At 53.1% G+C, this 22847-nt stretch carries 22 protein-coding genes; 15 read left to right on the plus strand and 7 right to left on the minus strand.

From position 1 onward, the window contains the following. Nucleotides 1-74 precede the first annotated feature (74 nt). Nucleotides 75-1505 (minus strand): cytochrome-c oxidase, cbb3-type subunit I, encoded by a 1431-nt coding sequence (gene ccoN, locus EPV75_RS10835; protein ID WP_068646125.1) that lies wholly within the window; start codon nucleotides 1503-1505, stop codon nucleotides 75-77. A gap of 404 nt (nucleotides 1506-1909) precedes the next feature. On the opposite strand from ccoN, the gene hisB reads away from it, so the two are divergent. The 11 genes from hisB (at nucleotide 1910) to EPV75_RS10890 (ending at nucleotide 10143) form a co-directional block, all read left to right on the plus strand. Further along, nucleotides 1910-2497 carry an imidazoleglycerol-phosphate dehydratase HisB gene (gene hisB / locus EPV75_RS10840; RefSeq protein ID WP_029938916.1) on the plus strand — a complete coding sequence of 196 codons (588 nt, stop codon included), beginning with the start codon at nucleotides 1910-1912 and terminating at the stop codon, nucleotides 2495-2497. 4 nt (nucleotides 2498-2501) lie between these two features. Continuing rightward, the gene (gene hisH, locus EPV75_RS10845) at nucleotides 2502-3143 is read left to right on the plus strand and encodes an imidazole glycerol phosphate synthase subunit HisH (protein ID WP_128385397.1); all 642 of its coding nucleotides are present in this window, start codon (nucleotides 2502-2504) and stop codon (nucleotides 3141-3143) included. A gap of 40 nt (nucleotides 3144-3183) precedes the next feature. After that, nucleotides 3184-3924, plus strand: a complete 741-nt coding sequence (gene hisA / locus EPV75_RS10850; RefSeq protein ID WP_128385398.1) for a 1-(5-phosphoribosyl)-5-[(5-phosphoribosylamino)methylideneamino]imidazole-4-carboxamide isomerase — start codon at nucleotides 3184-3186, stop codon at nucleotides 3922-3924. A gap of 10 nt (nucleotides 3925-3934) precedes the next feature. Then, nucleotides 3935-4708, plus strand: a complete 774-nt coding sequence (gene hisF / locus EPV75_RS10855; RefSeq protein WP_128385399.1) for an imidazole glycerol phosphate synthase subunit HisF — start codon at nucleotides 3935-3937, stop codon at nucleotides 4706-4708. 8 nt (nucleotides 4709-4716) lie between these two features. Continuing rightward, the gene (locus EPV75_RS10860; protein WP_128385691.1) at nucleotides 4717-5058 is read left to right on the plus strand and encodes a phosphoribosyl-ATP diphosphatase; all 342 of its coding nucleotides are present in this window, start codon (nucleotides 4717-4719) and stop codon (nucleotides 5056-5058) included. 189 nt (nucleotides 5059-5247) lie between these two features. Next, complete coding sequence (locus EPV75_RS10865; protein WP_029938921.1) at nucleotides 5248-5568, plus strand: histidine triad nucleotide-binding protein; 321 nt, start codon at nucleotides 5248-5250, stop codon at nucleotides 5566-5568. 126 nt (nucleotides 5569-5694) lie between these two features. Next, a complete protein-coding gene (tatA, locus tag EPV75_RS10870) occupies nucleotides 5695-5952 on the plus strand; it encodes a twin-arginine translocase TatA/TatE family subunit (protein ID WP_029938922.1) in 258 nt (85 codons plus the stop codon). A gap of 57 nt (nucleotides 5953-6009) precedes the next feature. Next, complete coding sequence (gene tatB, locus EPV75_RS10875; RefSeq protein ID WP_029938923.1) at nucleotides 6010-6504, plus strand: Sec-independent protein translocase protein TatB; 495 nt, start codon at nucleotides 6010-6012, stop codon at nucleotides 6502-6504. Then, nucleotides 6501-7628, plus strand: a complete 1128-nt coding sequence (gene tatC / locus EPV75_RS10880) for a twin-arginine translocase subunit TatC (protein WP_128385400.1) — start codon at nucleotides 6501-6503, stop codon at nucleotides 7626-7628. Before tatB ends, tatC begins: the two co-directional genes overlap by 4 nt. Before the next feature lie 58 nt (nucleotides 7629-7686). After that, the gene (locus EPV75_RS10885; protein WP_192893989.1) at nucleotides 7687-9429 is read left to right on the plus strand and encodes a thioredoxin domain-containing protein; all 1743 of its coding nucleotides are present in this window, start codon (nucleotides 7687-7689) and stop codon (nucleotides 9427-9429) included. 27 nt (nucleotides 9430-9456) lie between these two features. Next, nucleotides 9457-10143: a zinc metallopeptidase gene (locus tag EPV75_RS10890; RefSeq protein WP_128385402.1), complete on the plus strand. Its 687-nt coding sequence runs from the start codon at nucleotides 9457-9459 to the stop codon at nucleotides 10141-10143. Nucleotides 10144-10169: 26 nt separating this feature from the next. Here the strand turns inward: EPV75_RS10890 and EPV75_RS10895 are convergent, their stop codons facing one another. Further along, a complete protein-coding gene (locus EPV75_RS10895) occupies nucleotides 10170-10865 on the minus strand; it encodes a ComF family protein (protein WP_128385403.1) in 696 nt (231 codons plus the stop codon). 71 nt (nucleotides 10866-10936) lie between these two features. On the opposite strand from EPV75_RS10895, the gene bioB reads away from it, so the two are divergent. The 4 genes from bioB to bioC are packed head-to-tail and all read left to right on the plus strand — an operon-like array spanning nucleotide 10937 to nucleotide 14968. Continuing rightward, complete coding sequence (gene bioB / locus EPV75_RS10900; RefSeq protein ID WP_029938928.1) at nucleotides 10937-11953, plus strand: biotin synthase BioB; 1017 nt, start codon at nucleotides 10937-10939, stop codon at nucleotides 11951-11953. Nucleotides 11954-11975: 22 nt separating this feature from the next. Beyond that, nucleotides 11976-13169 (plus strand): 8-amino-7-oxononanoate synthase, encoded by a 1194-nt coding sequence (gene bioF, locus EPV75_RS10905; RefSeq protein WP_128385404.1) that lies wholly within the window; start codon nucleotides 11976-11978, stop codon nucleotides 13167-13169. A gap of 21 nt (nucleotides 13170-13190) precedes the next feature. Then, on the plus strand, nucleotides 13191-14036 hold the full coding sequence (bioH, locus tag EPV75_RS10910; protein WP_225972325.1) for a pimeloyl-ACP methyl ester esterase BioH: 846 nt from the start codon (nucleotides 13191-13193) through the stop codon (nucleotides 14034-14036). Further along, on the plus strand, nucleotides 14033-14968 hold the full coding sequence (gene bioC, locus EPV75_RS10915) for a malonyl-ACP O-methyltransferase BioC (RefSeq protein WP_318779043.1): 936 nt from the start codon (nucleotides 14033-14035) through the stop codon (nucleotides 14966-14968). The genes bioH and bioC overlap by 4 nt, the downstream gene beginning before the upstream one ends. 23 nt (nucleotides 14969-14991) lie before the next feature. Here bioC and EPV75_RS10920 read toward each other — a convergent pair whose 3' ends face one another. The 5 genes from EPV75_RS10920 to EPV75_RS10940 form a co-directional block, all read right to left on the minus strand. Further along, nucleotides 14992-16011: an LPP20 family lipoprotein gene (locus tag EPV75_RS10920; protein WP_128385405.1), complete on the minus strand. Its 1020-nt coding sequence runs from the start codon at nucleotides 16009-16011 to the stop codon at nucleotides 14992-14994. Beyond that, entirely contained in the window at nucleotides 16008-17027 is a 1020-nt protein-coding gene (locus tag EPV75_RS10925) for a CsgG/HfaB family protein (RefSeq protein ID WP_225972326.1), read from the minus strand. The genes EPV75_RS10920 and EPV75_RS10925 overlap by 4 nt, the downstream gene beginning before the upstream one ends. Nucleotides 17028-17119: 92 nt before the next feature. Next, complete coding sequence (locus EPV75_RS10930; RefSeq protein ID WP_128385406.1) at nucleotides 17120-20350, minus strand: methyl-accepting chemotaxis protein; 3231 nt, start codon at nucleotides 20348-20350, stop codon at nucleotides 17120-17122. A 111-nt stretch (nucleotides 20351-20461) separates the two neighbouring features. Continuing rightward, entirely contained in the window at nucleotides 20462-22333 is a 1872-nt protein-coding gene (locus EPV75_RS10935) for a TIGR03545 family protein (protein WP_128385407.1), read from the minus strand. Then, a complete protein-coding gene (locus tag EPV75_RS10940; RefSeq protein ID WP_029938936.1) occupies nucleotides 22330-22833 on the minus strand; it encodes a DUF2062 domain-containing protein in 504 nt (167 codons plus the stop codon). The genes EPV75_RS10935 and EPV75_RS10940 overlap by 4 nt, the downstream gene beginning before the upstream one ends. Between the last annotated feature and the right edge of the window lie 14 nt (nucleotides 22834-22847).

A 22847-nucleotide genomic window follows, 5' to 3' on the forward strand; every position in this document is an offset into this window, starting at 1 on the left:
GAGTCTATTGCTCCTCAACTCATCATTCTTAAGCTTGCGACGGGCTCCGCCCATCGCAACTGATTTAGTACGTTTTAGGCGTTCGCTGTGGCGGTCGCTGTTTGCTTAGCATTTGCCATACGGATCGTCATCACAACGTTATAAAGCATGACAACTGCACCTGAGAAGAACAACAGTCCCCCAACCGCACGCATTACATAGTAAGGGTGCATCGCAGCAACGGATTCCGCAAAGGTGTACGCCAAAGTTCCGTACTCATCATAAGCACGCCACATAAGACCCTGCATGATACCGGATACCCACATCGCAACGATGTAGAACACAGTACCGATTGTGGCAAGCCAGAAGTGGAAGTTGATCAACTTCATGGAATACATTTCCGTATTCCAAAGCTTCATCACCATGTGGTACAAGGCACCGATGGAAACCATCGCAACCCAGCCCAGTGCACCAGAGTGAACGTGACCAACCGTCCAGTCAGTATAGTGAGAAAGCGCATTGACAGTTTTCGCCGCCATGACCGGACCTTCGAAGGTGGACATCGCGTAGAAAGCCAAGGCAATGATCAAGAAACGCAAGATGTAGTCGGTACGCAGTCTGTCCCAAGCACCGGAAAGCGTCAACATCCCGTTAAGCGCCCCACCCCATGACGGAATGATCATCGCCAAAGAGATAACCGCACCCAAGGAACCGGTCCAGTCCGGTAGCGCTGTGTACTGAAGATGGTGAGCACCCAACCAAACATAACCGAACATCAACGCCCAAAAGTGGATCACGGATAAACGGTAAGAGTAAATCGGACGTTGTGCTTGCTTCGGAACGAAGTAATACATGATTGCCAAGAAACCGGCTGTCAGGAAGAAACCAACCGCGTTATGGCCCCACCACCACTGAATCATAGCGTCTTGAACACCAGAGAACAGCGAGTAAGAACGGAACAAAGAAACCGGAATCGCCAAACCGTTTACAACGTAAAGGTAAGTGATCGCAATCATCATCCCCAAGAAGAACCAGTTGGAAACGTAAACGTTTGGATGCGTTTCTTTATTACGTGACGCAATGGTCATCACGAAGTTCAACGTATAAAGCGTCCAGACTAATGCAATCGCAATCGCCAGAGGCCATTCTTGTTCATGGTATTCTTTACCAGTTGTCATCCCCAACGAGATAGTCACAACAACGGCAAGCAACCCAATCGTAAACAGAATCGCCGTCAACCAGGCCATCCCGTTACTCCATAAACGGACTCCATTCGTTCTTTGAACGGTATAGAAGGCCGTCGCCATCAATGTCATACCACCGAAGGCAAAGATAACAGTATTCGTGTGCATCACACGCAAACGCGCAAATGTAATTTCCGCGATATCAAAGTTTAACGCCGGCCATGCCAATTGCGCCGCGGCAAAGGTACCCATCAAGGTCCCCAATACCAAGAACGTAATCGCACCAACCGCTAAGTACTTCACAACACCATTATCATATTGTGGTTTTGCTGTAGTATCCATTAGTCGGATTCCCCCTTATAGTCAAAATTAATCAAGCCCACACAGCTTCCAGAGTGACCAATTCCAAAACGTCGGACTTACTTTCCTCAATGGCGAATTATAAGAATCTCCTACAACCGCACCAGCCCTGACATTCAAAAACTTAATCTAAATCAACAAATTGATTCAAAAAATGCCCGGAAAGCCTCTCCCTATGCAGAATTGACCTAAAAAATAACACGCCAATTATCGCAAAATTCAGATAAATTTTTGAACTTCTATGACAAATTTTTTTTATAACCCACATTAATTTTTCCTAACCAACCCAGGCCTGGTGGAAATTTAAACATCGAACTTCGTCAGAAAATCGCTATAATATCCGCTTTTAAAACACCCTAATTTTTATACCAAACGGGAGCATTCTCATGCGGCAAGCCACCATTGAGAGAAACACTTTGGAAACGCAAATCCGTTTATCGGTTAACCTGGATGGCGACGGAAAATCCGACCTATCCACCGGCGTTCCGTTTCTTGAACACATGCTGGACCAAATCGCCCGCCACGGTCTGATCGACCTGACGATCGATGCCAAAGGCGATACCCATATTGATGACCACCACACGGTGGAAGACATCGGTATCAGTCTGGGCATGGCGCTTCGTGAAGCCGTTGGGGACAAAAAAGGCATTAAACGTTACGGTCACGCTTACGTGCCGTTGGACGAGGCTTTGTCTCGCGTCGTCATCGACCTGTCCGGGCGCGCCGGCCTGACCTTCAACGCCGATTTCACCCGTGCCAGCATCGGTGGGTTCGACACCGAGTTGGTGGCCGAATTTTTCCAAGGCCTGACCAACCACGCCCAAGCGACGATTCACATCGACTGCCTGCGTGGCAAGAACGCTCACCACCAGGCCGAAACCATCTTCAAGGCCTTCGGCCGCGCCCTGAGAATGGCGTTGGAAACCGACGAGCGCATGGCCGACCAACTGCCGTCAACCAAAGGGGCGTTATAAGCTTATGTCCAACCAAAAGCTTGTTTCGGTCATTGATTACGGCATGGGCAACCTGCGCTCCGTCGCCAAAGCCGCGGAGCACGTCGCCCCAGAGCAGGTTCGCATTCAAATCACGGACGATGCCGACGTCATCCGTGATTCGGATGCGGTCATCTTCCCTGGCCAAGGCGCGGCCAAAGCCTGCATGAAGGCCTTGAACAACACCGGCATTGCCCACACTTTAATGAAAGCGGCGGCCGAAAAACCTTTTTTGGGCATTTGCATGGGCCTACAGGTACTCATGACCCACAGTCAGGAAAACGACGGCATCGACTGCCTGAACATCCTGCCCGGCGACGTCAAACAATTCGACTTGCAAAATCACCCAGACCTGAAGATGCCGCACATGGGCTGGAACCAAATCCACCAAACACAAGACCACCCGTTATGGCACGGCATCGAACAGGACAGTCGGTTTTATTTTGTCCACAGTTACTATGTGGTACCCACGGACACCGACACCATCGTCGGTGAAACCACACACGGCACCACTTTCGCTTCGGCTCTGGCCAAAGACAAACTGTTCGCCATTCAGGCCCACCCGGAAAAAAGCGCCGACGCCGGACTGCAATTATTCAAAAATTTTCTGAATTGGAACCAACTCTAAACCGAATCAGAATTTTCAAAGATTTAACGGAAGGAACACCATGCTACTCATCCCAGCAATTGATTTAAAAGACGGCGAATGCGTACGACTCCGCCAAGGCCTGATGGAAGACGCCACCGTATTTTCCGGCGACATCGTTGCCATGGCGGAACGCTGGGTCAACGAGGGCGCACGCCGCCTCCACATGGTTGACCTGAACGGCGCTTTCGAAGGCAAACCCGTCAACGGCTCGGCTGTTTATCAGGTGCGCGAGGCTTTCCCGGAATTGCCGATTCAAATCGGCGGCGGCATCCGCGACCTGAACACCATCGAAGCCTATCTCGAAGCGGGCGTCAGCTACTGCATCATCGGCACCAAAGCGGTTCACAACCCTGAGTTCGTCGCTGAAGCTTGCCAAGCGTTTCCCGGCCACATCATGGTCGGCCTGGACGCAAAAGAAGGCATGGTCGCCATCAACGGCTGGGCGGAAGTCACCGACCACCACGTGGCCGAACTGGGAAAACAATTTGAAAACGACGGTGTTGAAGCCATCATTTACACCGACATCGGGCGGGACGGCATGATGCAAGGCGTCAATATCGAAGCCACCCAAGCCCTGGCCCAAGCCTTGAACATTCCCATCATCGCTTCCGGCGGCATCACCAACCTAGATGACATTCGCGCCTTGGCCACCATCGAATCCGACGGCGTCACCGGGGCCATCACCGGGCGCGCCATTTACGAAGGCTCTTTGAACTTCCGTGAAGGCCAAACCCTTTCCGACGAGCTTTCCAAGGCATAAGGATTGACGCATGAGTTTAGCAAAACGCATTATTCCCTGCCTGGACGTCGATAACGGCCGCGTCGTCAAAGGTGTCCAGTTCGTGGACATCCGCGACGCCGGCGACCCAGTGGAAGTCGCCAAACGCTACGACCAGCAAGGCGCCGACGAAATCACTTTTTTGGACATCACCGCCACTGCACACGAGCGCGACACCATCGTTCACGTGGTCGAGGAAGTCGCCAGCCAAGTGTTTATTCCCTTAACCGTCGGCGGCGGCATCCGCTCGGTTGACGACATTCGTAAAATGCTCAACGCCGGCGCCGATAAGGTTGCCATCAATTCGGCAGCCATTTTCAATCCCGGCTTCGTTCAGGAAGCCTGCGACACCTTTGGATCACAATGCATTGTCGTCGCCATTGACGCCAAAAAGGTCAGTCTGGAAGGCGACCCTGACAAATGGGAAATCTTCACCCACGGCGGCCGAAAGGAAACCGGCATCGACGCCATTGAATGGGCCCAGAAAATGGAAGCGCTCGGCGCCGGTGAACTACTGCTGACCAGCATGGATCGTGACGGCACCAAAAGCGGTTTCGACATCGAACTCACACGTCGGATTGCCGATAGTGTTAAAATCCCCGTCATCGCATCCGGCGGCGTCGGTGAACTGTCGCATCTTTGCGATGGCATTCAGCTCGGCCATGCCGAAGCGGTGCTGGCCGCCAGCATTTTTCACTTCGGCGAACACACGGTGCAGGAAGCGAAAGAAATGATGCAACAATCCGGAATCGAGGTACGGTTATGAGCGATCAGATGAAGAATGACATACTGTCGCAACTTGACGCGGTTTTGGAAGCCCGTAAGTCGGAATCACCCGACACCTCCTACGTGGCCAGCCTCTACGCCAAAGGCATCGACAAGATTCTCAAAAAAGTCGGCGAAGAAGCGACCGAAACCGTCATGGCCGCCAAGGATGCCGAGCACACCGGCAAAACCGACAACCTGGTCTACGAAGTGGCCGACCTCTGGTTCCACACGCTGATATTGCTGTCCCAACAAGGACGCTCCGGCGACGATGTCATGCAAGAATTACAAAGACGTTTTGGCCTATCCGGCCACGACGAAAAGGCGAGTCGTTCACAAAACGACTCATAACCACACCCTAGAGAGCTTTGCACGAGTGGGGCGCGAGGAAAAAATGAGATAAAACTTTTCTGAATTAGGCGGAAAACGAAGCTAATAGCTGACTATTAACGAGTTTTTCAACGACATTCAGGAAAATTTTAGCCATTTTTAGCCGTGAATCCATCTCGTGCAAAGCTCTCCCCTAATAGGAAATGAACCATGACCCCTGAAAAAAGCATTTTCAGTCGCATTATCGACAAGGAAATTCCGTCCGAAATCGTCTACGAAGACGAAAAGTGTATCGTCATCAACGACATCAACCCGAAAGCCCGTGTGCATCTGCTCATCATTCCCAAAAAACCGATTCCGACATTGTTCGACTTGGCGCCGGAAGACAAAGACCTGATGGGCCACATGATGCTGCTTCTACCGCAATTGGCGCAGTCGCAAGGATTGGACGGATTCAAAACTCAAATCAATACCGGCGAGTCCGGTGGACAGGAAGTCTTCCACATCCACATCCACCTCATGGGCGAATAACCCAAGCGGATCCATCCATTAAATCGCTTAAATCACAACGAAGTGATTTGAAAAAAGACATTAGAGTCTGCTATTATTAGCGGTCATTTTACGAAAGGCCACCCTTTTTTTTACTGGAGAAACAAAATGGGCATCAGCATTTGGCAATTACTCATCATTCTAGCAATCGTTTTGGTCCTGTTCGGTGCCAAGCGTTTGAAAAACGTTGGTTCTGACTTGGGCGGCGCCATCAAAGGCTTCAAAAAAGCCGTTTCGGAAGACGAAAACAAAGACAAAGACGAGAAAGTCGCCGAACAGAAGCTTGAGAAAAAAGACGGCGAAAACGTTTTTGACGTCAAAGCCGAAGAAAAAGCGGAAGAAAAGAAAGACGAGCCTAAAGCGTAATCACGCTTTCGCCTTTCCCAACTTCCTTTTCTGCATATAACCATAGGCATGCGCTAGATGTTTGATATCGGTTTTCTTGAAATCATCGTCATCTTGGTCATCACCTTGATTGTCATCGGCCCGGAACGCATGCCCGAAGTGGCGCGTAAAATCGGCCAATTCGTCGGCAAGACCAAGCGCTTCATCAATTCCGTCAAAGACAATAGCGAAATCAGCGAAACGGTACGCGAACTGCAACACTCCATCAACTTGGAGGAGGAACGCAAACAGATTGAATCCGTAAGCCATTCTTTGCAAGATGACCTGACCAATATGCAGGACGAGTTCGGTATCGACGAACTTTCCCGTCCGTTTGGAAACGACCCGAACCAACCCGCCGAAGGATCCCAGTTCAACAAGGCGCCGGCCCAACCCGTCTTACCGGGTTCACAAGACGATAAGGCTCAACCCGACGACAAGACGGAAAAAGCCAACGCGTCCGAAGAGTCCTCGGAAAAACCGGCGACTCAAACCGCCGATACCAACAGTGTGGAAACGAATAAAACGTCATGAGCGATAGTGCCCTACCTCCTAACGACAAGGAAATGACCCTCGTCCAGCACCTGCTGGAACTGAGAAACTCCGTCACCAAAGGCATTTTGGCGATTTTGGTGCTGTTCGTCATACTGTTCCCGTTCGCCAACGACCTCTACATCTACATTTCCGAACCGTTGTCACGCTTCCTGCCGGAAGGCACCAGCATGATTGCCACCGGCGTCGCCTCGCCGTTCTTGACACCGTTCAAATTAAGCCTGGTGCTGGCCATCTACCTGGCAATGCCGTTTCTGCTGTATCAACTCTGGACCTTTATCGCGCCTGCGCTGTATAAACATGAACGCCAACTGGTCGGCCCTTTGCTGTTCTTCAGTTCCTTCTTGTTCTACGCCGGCGGCGCTTTTGCTTACTATGTCGTCTTCCCGTTGGTGTTCGGCTTTCTCTCCACGGCCGCTCCGGAAGGCGTCACCGTCGCCACCGACATCGCACTCTACCTCGATTTCGTCATCAAAATGTTCTTCGCATTCGGTTTGGCGTTTGAAGTTCCGATTGTCGTTGTCCTGCTCATCCTGACCGGCATGGTGTCACCGCAAAAACTCTCCCATGCACGCCCGTATGTCGTGGTCGGCGCCTTCATCATCGGCATGCTGCTGACACCACCGGACATCGTATCGCAAACGCTGTTAGCGATTCCGATGTGGTTGTTGTACGAAGCCGGCATCATCGTTGGTCGCACCGTGCTGAAAGCACGCAAATCCAAAGACGATGGCGCGGATGACGCTGACGAGGAATACGACAACAATGACGATTCAAAGACTCCGTCCAGCCATGCGACAAAACGCCAAGCGCCACCGGAAACCGATGACGACGAAGAATACGACACCCGTTACGCCGACCAACTCGAAGACGACGAAGACTGGGATCGAACCTTTGACGAAATCGACTCGGAATTTGCTATCCTTGAACGCGAGCATCAAAAGCGCAAAGCGGAAGAAGAAGCGCGCAAAAACGCGGATAAGCCAGCGGGAGAAGACGCCAATGACACCGACAAAACGGATGAAAAGGACACTCCAACTGACCAGCCTTCGGACTCGACCAAGCCGTCCGACGACTCATCCAGAACCGACAAATCGGATAAATAATTCCCAAAACCGACCAGGCCTGGCCGGTTTTCGTCCATTCGCATTTCGGATTGCTCGGTTGCTGCCGGTTTTATTCAGTCTGGTTGTCCTCCCCGCTTTTGCCACAACGCTGAACAATACCCTGACCAATCATCCTTCCCCTTATCTCGCCATGCACAGCGAGGATCCGGTTCACTGGCAAGAGTGGCAAGCGTCGGTTCTGAAAGACGCCCAGCGTGACAACAAACTGATTTTTCTATCCAGCGGCTATTTTGCTTGCCATTGGTGCCATGTCATGCAACAGGAAAATTACCAGGATAAAGACGTCGCCCGCCTGTTGAATCAACACTTCATCCCGGTCAAAATCGACCGCGAACTCTCCCCCGACCTCGACCGCTACCTGATTGAGTTCGCCGAAAAGGCCGCCGGTCACGCCGGCTGGCCTCAACACGTGATTCTCACCCCAAACGGCCTGCCCTTTTTCGCGTTCGTTTATCAACCCAAATCGCAACTGATGACCACTCTCCATCGCGTACAACGCCTGTGGGAGACTCAACCACAGCGCATTATTCAAGCGACGCAAAGCGGCCTCAACGAGACGCCATCTCACCCTCGACAAAATGCACCTGAACACCTGACACTGACATCATCCGAATTCCAGCGGCGTTTCAATCAGGCGCTCGGCCATCAAATGGACGACCTCAGCGGTGGCCTAAAAGGCAGCCATAAATTCCCGAACGCCAGCGTGCTATGGACAGCCTTGCAACCGAATAACACCGACGATTCTCAAGCTGAACATCGGCACGACTGGCTGCAATTGACATTGGACCAGATGCAGTCACAACATTTGTTCGATCATGTTCACGGCGGCTTTTACCGATACACCGTGGATCCGGAATGGCAAACCCCGCATTTTGAAAAAATGCTCTACAGCCAAGCCCAATTGGCCCAAGTGTATTTTCGTGCCGCACGGATTTTCCAACGCGACGATTATCTCGACACCGCGCTCCAAACACTGCGCTATGCCGAACAACACCTTTGGAACCCGGCGTCACACCTGTTTCGCGGTAGCCAATCCGCCATTGACGATCAGCAAGTGGAAGGCGGCCCCTACCTGTGGACAAAAACTGAATTACAGGCTCGCCTGACACCCGAAGAATATGCCGAAATTGACCAGGCCTGGTCATTACAGTCCTCGCCGCCCTATGAAGCCGGCTGGCACCCCAAACCGACCAACCAACACTGGGCCTCGATTCGTCGCAAATTGCAACGTGCTCCAAGCGACATCCCCACCGACGACAAAAGTTTGCTGGGCTGGAACGGGTTAATGCTTTCGGCCTACGCCGAGGCCGTTCGACAAGATGCCGCCAACCGGGCACACTGGCAAGCACAAGCCGAACAGCTTGCCAAACGCCTGATCGAACTCATGCAACAGCCACAACCACCACGCGCGCTATCGCTCGACAATCAACCTATCGGGCAGGCCAACCTGCAAGACTACGCTTATGTTCTGCAAGGTTTGAAAGATTGGCAAACCCAAGCCACTGCGCCCGCGTTAAAACAGGCCATTCACACTTTGCAACAGCAGGCGACCCAGCGCTTTTTCAGTCCGGAAGGCTGGCATTTCAGCGATGCGCCCCTGTTGCCGGGTCAGGTCGGCCACTGGGCCTTACCGGATGACGCTCTCCCCAGCCCAACCGCCATTTTGGATTGCGGAAACGCCGCACATCTGGCACACTCTCAAACGGAAATCGCACGTTATCCACTGCGTTACGCCAGTTACGGACACGCTTTGAATTGTCCGGAATCGAAATCAAACTAAGGGAAGTACACATCGCATGAGGGCGTTATGGGGTTATTGATCGTCGGGTTTATTTTATTGTTTGCGGTGACCTCGCTGCCCAACCTGTGGACCAATTACATCCTCAAGAAACACCGTCAGCCGCACCCCGACATTCCCGGCACCGGCGGCCAGTTCGCCGAACACCTGATAAAAAAGTATCGATTGCCGGTGACTCTTGAAGAAACACCGGGTGGCGATCACTACGACCCTATCGACAAAGTCGTGCGCATTTCATCGGAAAATTACCATTCCAATTCGCTGACCGCCATCACCACCGTGGCGCACGAAATCGGTCACGCCCTGCAAGATCAAGCCAACTACGAACCGTTGATGCAACGTACGGTGCTGATTGAACGTTCACAATGGATGCAAAAATTCAGCGGCATCGCGCTGATGGCCACGCCGGTGCTGATTCCGCTGTTGCACACGCCGTTGATTGGCCTGGTGACCTTCGGGGCCGGATTCATCGCCATGGGCGTGCCGGTCATCATTCACCTCACCACCTTGCCGGTGGAATTCGACGCCAGCTACAAACGCGCTTTGCCCTTGCTCAAGGAAGGCGAATACCTGGACGACGCCGACTTGAAAACGGCCCGTAAAATCCTCCAAGCCTGCGCCTTGACCTATGTGGCCGCGTCCTTATCGAGTCTGTTTAATTTATGGAAGTGGATTCGCGCCATCAAAGGGCGTTAATAGATTCAGAAAACAGACGCCTGGCATTATTGACCGGAAGCCCGCGCCAACACCCAAACCTGTATCCGCAATTCGGGAAATCGTTTTTTCAAGATTGACGCCAGCGCCTCCATGGTGGCGCCGGTGGTCATGACATCGTCCACCAGCGCCACTTCGCTCAATCCGAGCAAATCGGTCTCCGACGTCAGTGCAAAGGCACTTTTCAGATTTCGACGACGGTCTTTGGCGTTCAATAACGCTTGCGGTGGCGTTTGCTTGGCCCGCATCACCGACTGCGACAACACCGGCAGCCCCGTCCCTTTCGACAAGGATTTTGCCAACTCATAGGCTTGATTGAAGCCGCGTTCCAGCAGACGATTGACGTGCAGTGGCACCGGAATCAAAGCCTCCACGCCGCCAACGTCTAAATGCGGCGTCCAAAGCTCCGCCAGTAAACGTGCCTGGTAGAGTTGTTCGTGATATTTCAATCCCTGGATCAAATCCGCCATCACCGCTTCGTAGCGAAAACCCGCCTGGGTTTGCTCAAAACTCGGCGCCTGCGCCAAACAGGCACCGCAGACCTGAGGTGCCGACAGGGCCGGCAAGGGTTCGCCACACACCGGGCACGCCACACCAGGCCTGGCCATTTTCGCCATGACCGACTCGGACAAATCCAAATTCTGCCCGGCCGCATCCGTCACCACACAGGTCGGCGGAAACAACCACTTTTCAAACGAGTTCATATTTCTTAAGATTGTTGAACGGCTAAATACGCTATAATAACGTAACGTTACGCAACAATGGAAAGAAGAATATGGCCCTCGGTGACATTCGCAACGACTGGACGCTTGATGAAATCAAAACCATTATGAATCAACCGTTTAACGACTTGATCTTTCAAGCCCAAACGGTGCATCGCCAGTACTTCAACCCCAATGAAGTTCAGACCAGCACCCTGGTGAACATCAAGTCGGGCGGTTGTGCGGAAGACTGTGCCTATTGTTCGCAAAGCGCCCGTAACCAGACCGATGTCGAAAAAGAACAGATGATGGAAGTACAGGAAGTCATCGAGCAGGCGTTGGTCGCCAAGGAAAAAGGCGCCACTCGTCTATGCATGGGCGCCGCCTGGCGTAACCCGACCAAAAAAGATTTCCCTCGTGTGCTGGAAATGGTACGTGTCGTTAAGGATTTGGGGCTGGAAACCTGCCTGACCCTCGGCATGCTCAATGACGACCAGGTAGCGCAACTCAAGGAAGCCGGGCTGGACTACTACAACCACAATCTCGACACCTCCGAAGCCTTCTACCCGAAAATCATCACCACGCGTAATTATCAAGACCGTCTGGACACCATCGACAAGGTGCAGCAAGCCGGTATCAATGTGTGTTCCGGCGGCATTATCGGCATGGGCGAAGAACATAAGGATCGTGCCGAACTGATTCGCACCTTCGCCACCATGCGTCACCACCCGAATTCCGTACCGATTAACCTGCTGGTGCCGATTGAAGGGACCCCGCTGGCGCACATGAAAGGCCAGACCGATTCCTTTGAATTCATCCGCGTCATCGCCACCGCGCGCATCGTCATGCCGCAAACCTACGTGCGCTTGTCGGCCGGTCGAATGGAACTGCCGGACGAAGCCCAGGCTTTGTGTTTCCTGGCCGGTGCCAATTCCATTTTCTACGGTGACAAACTGCTGACCACCGACAATCCGGAAGGCGGGCACGACGAACAGTTATTCGCGAAACTCGGCATCACCATGCAGCAAAACGTCAAAGCCGAAATGGCCGCGAAAAAACTGGCGGAGCAAGCCACCGAACTGACCGCTTAACCTGAACAAGTCGGTTCCCGTCATGTCTCAAGAGTCCATCGAATCCCGTTTTGCGCCGATTTTAGCCGAACGGGAAAATGCCGCCCTCACCCGGCGCCGCCCACTCGCCACTTCGGCGCAAACCCCGGAAATGCAAATCAACGGCCTTCAAGTCGTGAATTTCTCGTCCAATGACTACCTGGGGCTCGCCAATCACCCGAAATTAAAACAAGCCCTGCAATCCGTGGACTCGCTCAGTTACGGCTCCGGCGCAGCGCACCTGGTGACCGGCCACCACCTCGAACATCATCTTCTGGAAGATGAAATCGCCGACTGGCTCGGATGTGAACGTGCGTTGCTGTTTTCCACCGGCTATATGGCCAATCTCGCTGTTCAGCAAACCTTGATGCAAAAAGGCGATTGGATTCTGGCCGACAAGCTTAATCACGCCTCTCTCATTGATGGCGCCCGCTTTTCCGACGCAGACCTGAAACGTTATCCGCACAACGACATGCAAGCGCTGGAAAAGCGCCTGAAACAGGCCCAGGCCGACAACCGCCAATGCCTGATTGTTACCGATGGAGTCTTCAGCATGGATGGCGATTTCGCCCCCTTGGATGAAATTCAAGCCTTAGCCAAAACCTACCAGGCCTGGTTGTTTGTCGATGATGCGCACGGCTTCGGCGCCGTCGGGCCGCATGGACAAGGCACCTTCGAGCATTTTGGCCTGACGCCGGACGACAACACCATTTTGATGGGCACGTTCGGCAAAGCCTTCGGCACCTCCGGCGCCTTTGTCGTCGGCAGCGAGATTCTGATTGAAACCCTGATTCAACTGGCACGCCCCTACATTTACACCACCGCCAGCTCGCCCATTAACGCCAAGGTGACGCGAGAAGCCTTGCGATTGGTACAAGACGCCGACGACGCGCGTCACCAATTGCAGCGCCACATCCAACATTTCCGCGACGGGGCCGCGCAAATCGGGCTGACGCTCTGGCCGTCGGAAAGCGCCATTCAACCGATTATGATCGGTGACAGCCAACGCGCACTGGATTGGTCGGACGCACTCAAACAGCAAGGCTATTGGGTCGGTGCGATTCGCCCACCGACAGTGCCCAAAAACACCGCACGCCTCCGCGTAACCTTATCGGCCAGCCACACGTCTGAGCAAATCGACGGCTTATTGGCCGCGCTGGCTCAGTGTGCCGATGCATTCCCATCCCAAAATTCCTAAAATAGCCGTACAATAACCGCCATGTCCGAAAACGCGAACATCACCCCCTTAACCCTTCACACCGACATGTTGCCCTATACGGGTGAAGGCGCTAAAGAAGCCGTCGAAAACCTGACCTTGATTCATGGTTGGGCCGCGGAAAACAGCATCTGGCAAGACTGGGCCATTGAATTTCTGTGTCCGCATTATCGGGTGCATTTAATCGAGTTGCCGGGCTTCGGGCAAAGCCCGCACTTTGAGCACTTGGAAAACGGCCGAATCGACCAGGCCTGGTTGGAATCCTTGATTCAGGCGTTACCCGACCACACCCACTTGCTGGGTTGGTCGCTTGGCGGGCTGCTGGCCCAGCAGATCGCCCTACGGGAGCCGGAACGAGTCAAAAGCTTGGTTTGCCTGGCCTCCACGCCCCGTTTCGTCCAGAACGACGGTTGGCGCTGGGCGGTCAGCCCGCCGTTGATGGCCGATTTCATCAAAGCACTCGGGGTGGAATACGTCGGCGTCTTAAAACAATTCTGGAACCTGCAACTGCAAGGCACCGAAAACGCCCGCCCGTTGATGAAACGCTTACGGCAACACATGAGCCATCGTAGCTTGCCGCATTATTCCGGCTTGTTGCAAGGTCTTTACTTGTTACGCGACATCGACAACCGCGACGCCTTACTGAACCTGACCCAGCCGACCCTTTGGCTGTTGGGCGAACACGACCCCTTGATTCCGAAAGAATTGATTCAAGCCTTGAGCGAACTGCAACCGGATGGTGAAACCCGCATATTACCCGGTGCCGGACACATGCCGTTCTTTTCCCATCCGGAAGACACCGCTCGCGAATTACTGGCTTTTTTACGCGCACATCCTTATCATTCATGACCATGCAACATTTCAGCCGCCCCCACATTCAACAACACTTCAATCACGCCGCCGTCAGTTACGACGAAGCGGCCGTATTGCAACGCGAAGTCGCCGCCCATCTGGACGAACGACTCGACTTGATTACCTTAGCGCCCAAAACCATTCTGGACGTCGGCGCCGGCACCGGTATCCTTACCGAAAAACTCGTCGAACGTTACCCGAAGGCTCAGGTCTTGGCGCTGGATTTATCAATTCAAATGCTGCAACGGGCTCACACACATTTAACGCGTCCGAAATGGCCGGCCTTGCCGAAAGCCCTGACCGACACCTTTAATTTGACCCGTCCCGGCGCTACCTGCCTGAATGGCGACGCCGCTCAACTGCCGTTAGCGGATGATTCGGTCGACCTCATCACCACCAACTTGATGCTGCAATGGTGCGACGACCTGGATGCGGTGTTTCAGGAGTTTCGCCGTGTGCTGCGCCCGGAAGGCTTGTTGATGCTGACCACCTTTGGACCGGACACCTTGAAAGAATTGCGCCAGGCCTGGTCGGAAGTGGATGAAACCCCGCACGTCAATACCTTCATCGATATGCACGATATCGGCGATGCCCTGATTCGTAATGGTTTCGGACAACCCGTCATGGATGTGGAACATTTCACCCTGACTTACAGCAAACCGATGGGCGTGCTGCGCGATCTCAAAGCCATCGGCGCCACCAACGCCACCGAAGGGCGTCAGCACGGCCTCATGGGGAAACAACGTTTCACCCGTATGTTGGAAGCATATGAACAGTTTCGACGCAACGGCGTGGTGCCAGCGACTTACGAAGTGATTCACGGCCATGCCTGGGCCGCGCAGGAAGTGGTGAAAGGCCCAAACCGCAGTCGCGATGGCTTGGTGGAGATCAGCCTGGACGAGTTCGCCAAACAAACCCGCCAACTTTAAAGCACAATTCAAGCGAAAAGGAATTAGTCGCCCTTGGCTGGCAGGAACGACACGCCGATCACGGCATTCAGGCCTTGCGATTGCAGTTGTTGTTGGAACTTCACGGTCAGGTTTTCACGCGCCTGTTCGAAGCTGTGCGTGGCCTGCCCTTTCAAATTCAGTTTATGACCGCCGATTTGCACGCCGTCGCTGAGCGCCTGAATGTTCAGCGCCATCCGCTCGATGTAAAAACCGTAAGCTTGCGACTGCGCCACCTCCGCCATCAAGCGAATCTGGGCCTTTTCGCCAGGCCTGGTCGTTTTGGCAATTTGAAACCCGGCCTGACTCAAAGCACTTTGCAAAGGCCCGACTAGGCGCTTCGTATCGTCGTCCGCCGTCACCACCAAGCGCATTTCGGCTTTCAAACGGGCGGTGCGCTGTTCAAACCGTTGCAGGAAATCGCTGTACGGCCGAGTATCGAAATCACGCTTTAAGGTTTCCAAAATCAATAAACGTTGCCGAAAGTCCGCCAGCGCATCGAGGCTACGGCGATAGAAAACGTATTGCCCTAAAGCACCGTCTTTCTGATGGGCGCTTTCGGCCGTTTGCAGCGTCTGCATTTGCGCATCCTGCTGACGTCGTAAATCCTCGAACAAGGCCTGACGATCTAACCCCACCAGTGCCACCGTCTTGCCGTAACCCAAACGCTCTGCACGTTCGACCTGATAATCCCGCAGCTGAATTTTTGCCACCTGGGATTGAATTTGTTTCTCCGAGGTGCGTTCCGCGTATTCATACGTGGATTGCGTGACCTGCAAACGGCTTTGGAAAGTGGCGGAAACCTGTACACTCAGTTTGGCGGCAATATCCACCAACGCGGCTTGCACCGCCTCTTCCCGCGTTCGACCTTCGCCCACCCCGTAGAGCTGGCGAGTCGTATCGGACGGTGGGTTCAGAAACCAGTCCGGCGTCGGCTTTTCAGTGGTGGAGAGCGGTTTCACGTCCTGACCGACACAAGCGGTCAGGGCGAACGAGAAAAAACAAAAGAGTAGGAATGATCTCATTGCGATATCTGCGACAGGGCTTTTTCGCGGTTGGCCATGACGTGATCGATTCGCATCACGGCCTCATTGATTTCGTCAACCGGTTCCAATTGCAGATCATCGGCCAGGTGATACAGGCGCTTGGCTTCAACCAAATCGCCTTGTGCTTCTTTGACCACGCCCAAATCGTACGCGGCGACGTAAGAACGATTACCGGTGGAATCCAGCAAGGTGCCCAGCAAACGCTCGGCCTTATCCAATCGCCCGGCTTCGATGTATTCGATGGCCAGCGACAACGTTTTCTTTTGCTCGGCGGTATAGTCGATGTCCGGGTCTTCCAACAAGGACACCGTCATATGCGTATAGTGCGGCGTCAGTTTATAGACGAAATCGGTCGCCACTTCCGACGCCAACAATTCCAGTCCGGCGGATTTGGAGGGCAGTGAACGCGAATCATCGCGGCAATGTTTCCAACGACGGCTTTTCATATAGGTATCGGCATGGATAATGTCGCCTTTTGCCACATCAATCATCTTGATATTGGCGCCCATGGAAATGGTGCGGATTTCGCACAGCACTTTATAGACGCGGAATTCGTTACATTTTTTGTCGGCGCACTGCATGCGTTCTTCGTAATGACGGTCGTCTCGTGCCGAGGCCGACGTCACCTCACCGGTTACGAAGGCTTGCGCACCGAGCAGTTCGCCCGCCTCCACCAGTTTGGCCTCATCCACCACGCCACTGTACTGAAAGCGCTGTTCTTTCAGCAACTGATCCACCTCGTTACGACTGACCGTGGTGAAATAATATTGGCCGTCCAGTTTTTGCTTGGCCAGGGTCGCTTCGATTTTTCCCGCCAACCCGACGGTGTCCTGCTCAAAAGGTGACACCGCAATCTGCTTGGTTTGAGCGGCCCGATCAATTTGCGCCGGCTCCAACACTTTCAGCTTCACGTTGGTCGCGCAGCCGACCATCGCCGACGCGCTTGCAACCAACAGACCGGCACGCGCCGCGCTCCAAATTTTCGTACTCATCATCAGAAGTTTCGTCCAAAGGGTAATTCAGAGTTTTCGACTCTCGGACCCAAAGGCCCGGATTCGTTATTATTGTATGGCCTCAACGTTGAGACTTAAGCCAGTTTTTTCTCCAGCGCATCCATCAAGTCCAGAATCGAATTCGACAGCTCCTGCACAATGATGAAGTGCACTTTCGCTTCATCGTCCTGCCCCTCGGCTTTCAAATCATAGGCTTTCATCAAGTCTTTACGCAAGTTCGGATACAGCTGCGCCATCAAAGCAAACTCCGCCACGTCGCCATAGCGTTCACGGCCTTCGCCTTGCAGCCAATGGGTAAACCCGGTCGGGTTATCGAAATCGGCTCGGGATGCGGAACCGATGTCATTGACATGGGCTTGCAGCTTGTTGACCCAGTTTTTAAAGGCACGACGCACCAAGGCACGATCCCAACTGTCTTCCGACTCCGATTTGGCCAAGGCGGAATGATCGACCTTAAAGCTCTCGATGACCGCCTGCCCACGCGTCAAACCGCGGCCCATCGTATCCTTCTGCAAATGAAAGAATCCGACCTGGCTACGCATCTGATCGGCTTCGCCACGCAAGGTGTCCGCCGCCGCCGCGGTTTCTTCAACCAAGGCCGCATTTTGCTGGGTGACACCATCCATACCTTCAATGGCGCGGTTGATTTGTTCGACACTTTGCGTCTGTTCGCCGTTGGCTAAGGCAATATCGGAAATGAACTGATGCATTTTCAAAATCACTTCCACAATGGACGCGAATTCTCTTTCGGAACGTTGCACCAGGGTTTCGCTGTGCGCGACCTGATTCACGCTGGTTTCGATCAGACTGCGAATCTCTTTCGCGGCATCCGCCGATTTACCGGCCAAAGTACGGACTTCACCGGCCACCACCGCGAATCCACGTCCCTGCTCTCCGGCACGCGCCGCTTCCACGGCGGCATTCAAGGCCAATAAATTTGTCTGGAACGCAATCGAATCAATCAAGCCGATGATGTCGGAAATCTTCTGACTCGATTCGGACAGTTCTTTCATCGACACCATGGTCTGCGACATGACCTCCGCCCCGTCATCCGCCTGCTGCTTGGCCGCGGAAGCCAGCGCCGAAGCCTCATTGGCGTTTTCGGCATTCTTACGAACCGTTTGCGTAATCATGTCCATCGACATCACCGTATCCTGCAACGTTGCAGCCTGATTTTGAATCCGATCCGACAAATCGGAACTGCCCGAAGCAATCTGGTCGGACGCATCATTCACGGTGCGAGACGACACCATCAATTCGGAAATCGCCCGCCCCATGTTTTCCAACGACGTATTGATGGCGTCTTTCATCACCCCGATTTTACCGAGATACTGGCCTTCGACGCGGCGCGTCAAATCGCCTTCCGACTGCGCGACCACCACTTCCACCGCTTCGGTGATACCGGCTTCCAGCTGATCCAGCGATTCGTTGATATTACGCTTCAGAGAATCCAGTTCGCCCGTTAACGGCGTAGTCAAACGGCTGGAAAAATTCCCTTCGGCAATGGCCTTCATCGTCTCATTGATACCGGACACGGCTTCATGGGTGTTACGCATGGCGTTTTGCAAGTCGTCCACCATCACTTTGAAGTCACCTTCAAAATGCGCTTGCGTTTCGAAATCGTACGTCGCTTCGATCAAACACTGGATAGCCCGTTCCAGTTCCGAAATCACATTCTGAATATTTTGCGCCGAATGGTTGACCTGCCCCTTGAGGATATTCAAATCGCCTTTGGCATCGGCTTTGATCCGGTATTGCAAATCCCCTTTCGACAGTGCCGAAATCATATCGGACACACTGATCATCAAATGCTGCACCGAGGTCACATAATGGTTGAAGTTACGCGCCATCTGGCCGATTTCATCGTCCACCACCACATCGGCACGTACCGACAAACTGCCTTCCTCCGAAGCGATCGACAACTTTTGCGTCAAGCGGCTCATTGGTTTCAGCACGTAATTACGCATCCGCCAGAAGACTTGAATCAGCAACAGGATAAAGCCGCCGGACATGGCCGCCTGGGCTACATAAATCATGAAGTAGGTGTCGCTGAGCAGTTTATCGAGAATGTTCATCGGCTCGGAAATCAAGTGGGCACCGATGACCTGATCCCCGGCATGGATTTTACCCAGCACCAAAAAGTCGTTGCCGACCACCGCATAACCGTTTTCCACCAACTGCGTGCGATCCGCCTGCCCCATCAAGGCTTTTAGCTTGGAATCCTCGAACCCTTTCGCAAAGCTGAACGACAGGTCCTTCGCTAAGTCCAACGCCGCATAATGGTGACGGGACTCTTTCTCCAAACCGGCAATTTGCTGTAACGGCAGGCTCACACCAACCAACCCGATGGTTTTATCCCCATAAGGCACCGGCACCAGCGCTTGAATGAACCCGCCCTCCGGCTGGAAAGTGATTCGGGTAATGGGTTCGTTCGGAATGCTATCCAGCGCAATCGGCACACCGCTGGACGCAACCTGCTTCAGGTTTTCATCGAAAATCGCCAAACCGATGCCCGGCATATTGGCACGCTTGACATACTGATCGTGGTTGACCTGCAGGATTTGCCACAAAACCGTATCCTGATGGTCGTACAGGCCGTAAATCACCGCGGAGTTCCCGGCGATCCCGACCGCATTGGTCAAGGCAATCTGGCTTTGACTGGCGATTTCCGAATCCAGGTTTTTCAGCAACAGTTCCTGGCGCTCGACCACCGCTCCAGCATAGAGGTTGTCGGCCACATTCTGCAAATACAGCTGCAAAGCGGCACTCCACACAATCGCCATCACAATCAACGGCAAAATGGTTTTGCCCATAATGCTTTTCTGCGGCAAAGGACTCCAGCGCGCCAGTCGTTGCGACAATGGCGTCACCAGCGCCCCTTTTTTAATCAGACGTTGACCGTTTTGAATCAATCGATAGGCGCTTTCCGCCAACTCGACTTCATCGTTTTTGATCGGGTTTCGAACCGACTTGTAGCCAACGATTTCACCGTTTTCCACCACCGGTGCGATATTGGCTTCCACCCAGTAGTGGTCGCCGTTCTTACGACGGTTTTTGACGTATTGATGCCACGGCTCGCCGCGCTTCAAACACGCCCAGAGGTCTTCAAAGACCTTTCCCGGCACATCCGGGTGCCGAATCATATTGTGCGGCTGGCCTTTCAGCTCAGCCCAGGTGTAGCCACTGACTTCGATAAAGGCTTCATTCGCGTAAACGATATTGCCCTGCAAATCGGTTTCCGACACCAAAATATAGCCCTGCGGAATTTGATATTCTTGTTGTGTAACAGGTCCATTGTCTCTCATTGTTATCTCTTTCCTGATGTTCGATGGCTTAAACGCACAAAAGCATCATGACTTTCAACTTCCTATCAAAAGCCTTTGCGAAATCCTCTGATTCGGTAATGTAATTATCCGTCAAAACTTAAATAAATTCTTCAGCTTGTCGCCTACGGCTTTTTCCGCTTCGCCCCCGGCTTGTTCTTTCACCAAGGATTCGAAGTCGAAATTCAGCATTTTATCCAGACTGGCGGTTTCTTTGCCCAATTCCGCTTTGTCGCCCAACAAACCATTCAACTGCTGGTTAATCGGCCCCAATTGCTCCTGAAGCTTGGCGTTCAATTGATCTTGGAATTCCGCCTTAACCTGTTGCAGCTCTTGCCCCAACACCTTGTTGAACGCGCCGGACATCAACTTATCCAGATTCGAGCTGGCGTTGATGCTCGGTGCCGTCACCTCGCCGGAAATGTCCGCTTTCACTTTGAAGGCTTTCACCTCGTCAAACAACGGCGCGATGTAACGTTTCACCTCTTTCGAAGCGCTTTGACTGACGTCCATCGCCACATCCTGATAAGCCATATCGACCACGGCATTGACTTCATCGACGCCGACCAGTGAAATCTTACCGGTCACATCCACCAAGCCCTGTTGCATCACCACCGGCAGCGTTTTGTCGCCGGAAATCGTCCAATCCGAAATTCGGTAGCCGTCCCAAACAATGTTAGCTTCGTTCAGCGGCGCTTGCGGGTCGGTAAAGTTACTTTCCCCAATCACACGCAAGGCCTGATCTTGTCCTTTCGGTTTGCCGAGCACTTCAAACAGCACCGGCAAACGGGTAGTCGGGTGATCAAACGTCACCTGACGGACACGAATGTCGATATCCCCCCAATCCAAGGTGCCGGAACCGTTGATGCGCTTGATGATGAAATCCGGTTGCGGGTCGTATTCCGGAAAAGCAACATCCACACCAAAGGCCCGCTGTGGCGCCTGTTTTTCGGTCTCGGCCGCCTGTTCGGCCTGCATGGTTTTCAGTTTGGCGATAAACGGTTCCAGTTTGCGATACCAGCTCAAACCTTCATCCGTCCAATATTGAATTTGCGGGCCGAACAACAGGTACGTCACGTTCGACAAACCGGACTGGTTCAGCGAATATTTCGACATCAGACGGTTGTAATCTTTTTCCGGCAGGTCTTTCAGCGCCACCACGTCTTTCTGGATTTTCGGTAGCTTGTTCTGTAATAAATCCTGGGCTTTTTCCAACGTTTTCTTTTTCGCTTCCAGCTCCGACTGCAGTTTTTCGAACTCGTCTTTTTTTGCCAGAATCGACTGCATATCGTTTTTACCGCCGGTCAGAGATTCGAACCGTTTTTGATAATCCTGAATTTCGGCATCGGACGGCAATTCTTTCTGCATTTCCGACCAGGCCTGGTCGATTTCGTCCAACTGCGCCTGCACCCGATTGGCCGCTTCCAAGGTTTCCAGTTTTTCGCGTGCCAGTATCTCGCTCGGGTCCGGCAAAGCCATGTCCGGCATGGCAAACCCGTCGGATTTCGAGTCTTTTTCCGTGGTATCGGTCGTCTCGGTTTTCGGCGCCTTCGCTAACGCACCGGACGTGTCACGCGGCTGGTGCATCGCCAGGCCGGTGAAATTGACGTCCTCAATCACCGTACGCCCGGCAATCAAATGATATAAATTCAAGGAAGCACTGAGGCGGCTCAACACCAACAGATTTTCCATCGGCTTGTCCGGATCGGTCACTTGCAATTCACGCAGCCCGACCTCAATCGGCATAATGCCCAAATCCAAACTGCCGATTTCGATTTTCGCCCCCCAGGCTTGGGAAGCATAATGTTCCAACTGACTCTTCAGAATGGTGGTGAAACTGAAATAGCCGATGGCGACCACCGCCACGACAATCCCGGCAAAAACGCCCAGGCCTGACCAACGCACCCAGCCTTTCGGTGCCGGTTGCGACGATTGTGTTTGCGTGTTGTTTGACGTTTCGCTCATTTCATCATCCCCGATACAAAACCGGCCCCTTCGGCGCCTTTTAACAATCGAATAATTTTGAATTTATTCGCCCACACCAAGAAGCGCTGACGGTAGGTTTTCACCAGCACCCAGAACAGCAGGAAGGCCGGCACACTCAACAGATACGCCGTCACCACACTGCCCATCACAATGGAATTATTGAAGTGCAGGAAGCGCCAGAAAGCACTGTTGTACAAGTCGGTAAACACCGGCTGCATCGTCTGCGCCTGCAAAATCCATAAACCGATTTGATTAAAGACCGGATCGAGCAGATACGCCAACCCGCTAAAGAAAAGCGTCGCCACAATGACCGCCGAAAGATTTACCCGCAAGAAGAAAATCAACGCCAACGTGATCAGGTTGTGCGGGAAAAAGAGTGGGGTTAAGCCCAGAATCATACCGAGCACGAATGAAAAGGCGATCTGACCGGAATGCTGGTTGGCATTCAACGCCTTGAACAACTTGATTAATAGGGACATGCTTTCTCCTCTAA

This window comes from Hydrogenovibrio thermophilus, from assembly GCF_004028275.1.
Classification (GTDB): Bacteria; Pseudomonadota; Gammaproteobacteria; order Thiomicrospirales; family Thiomicrospiraceae; genus Hydrogenovibrio; species Hydrogenovibrio thermophilus.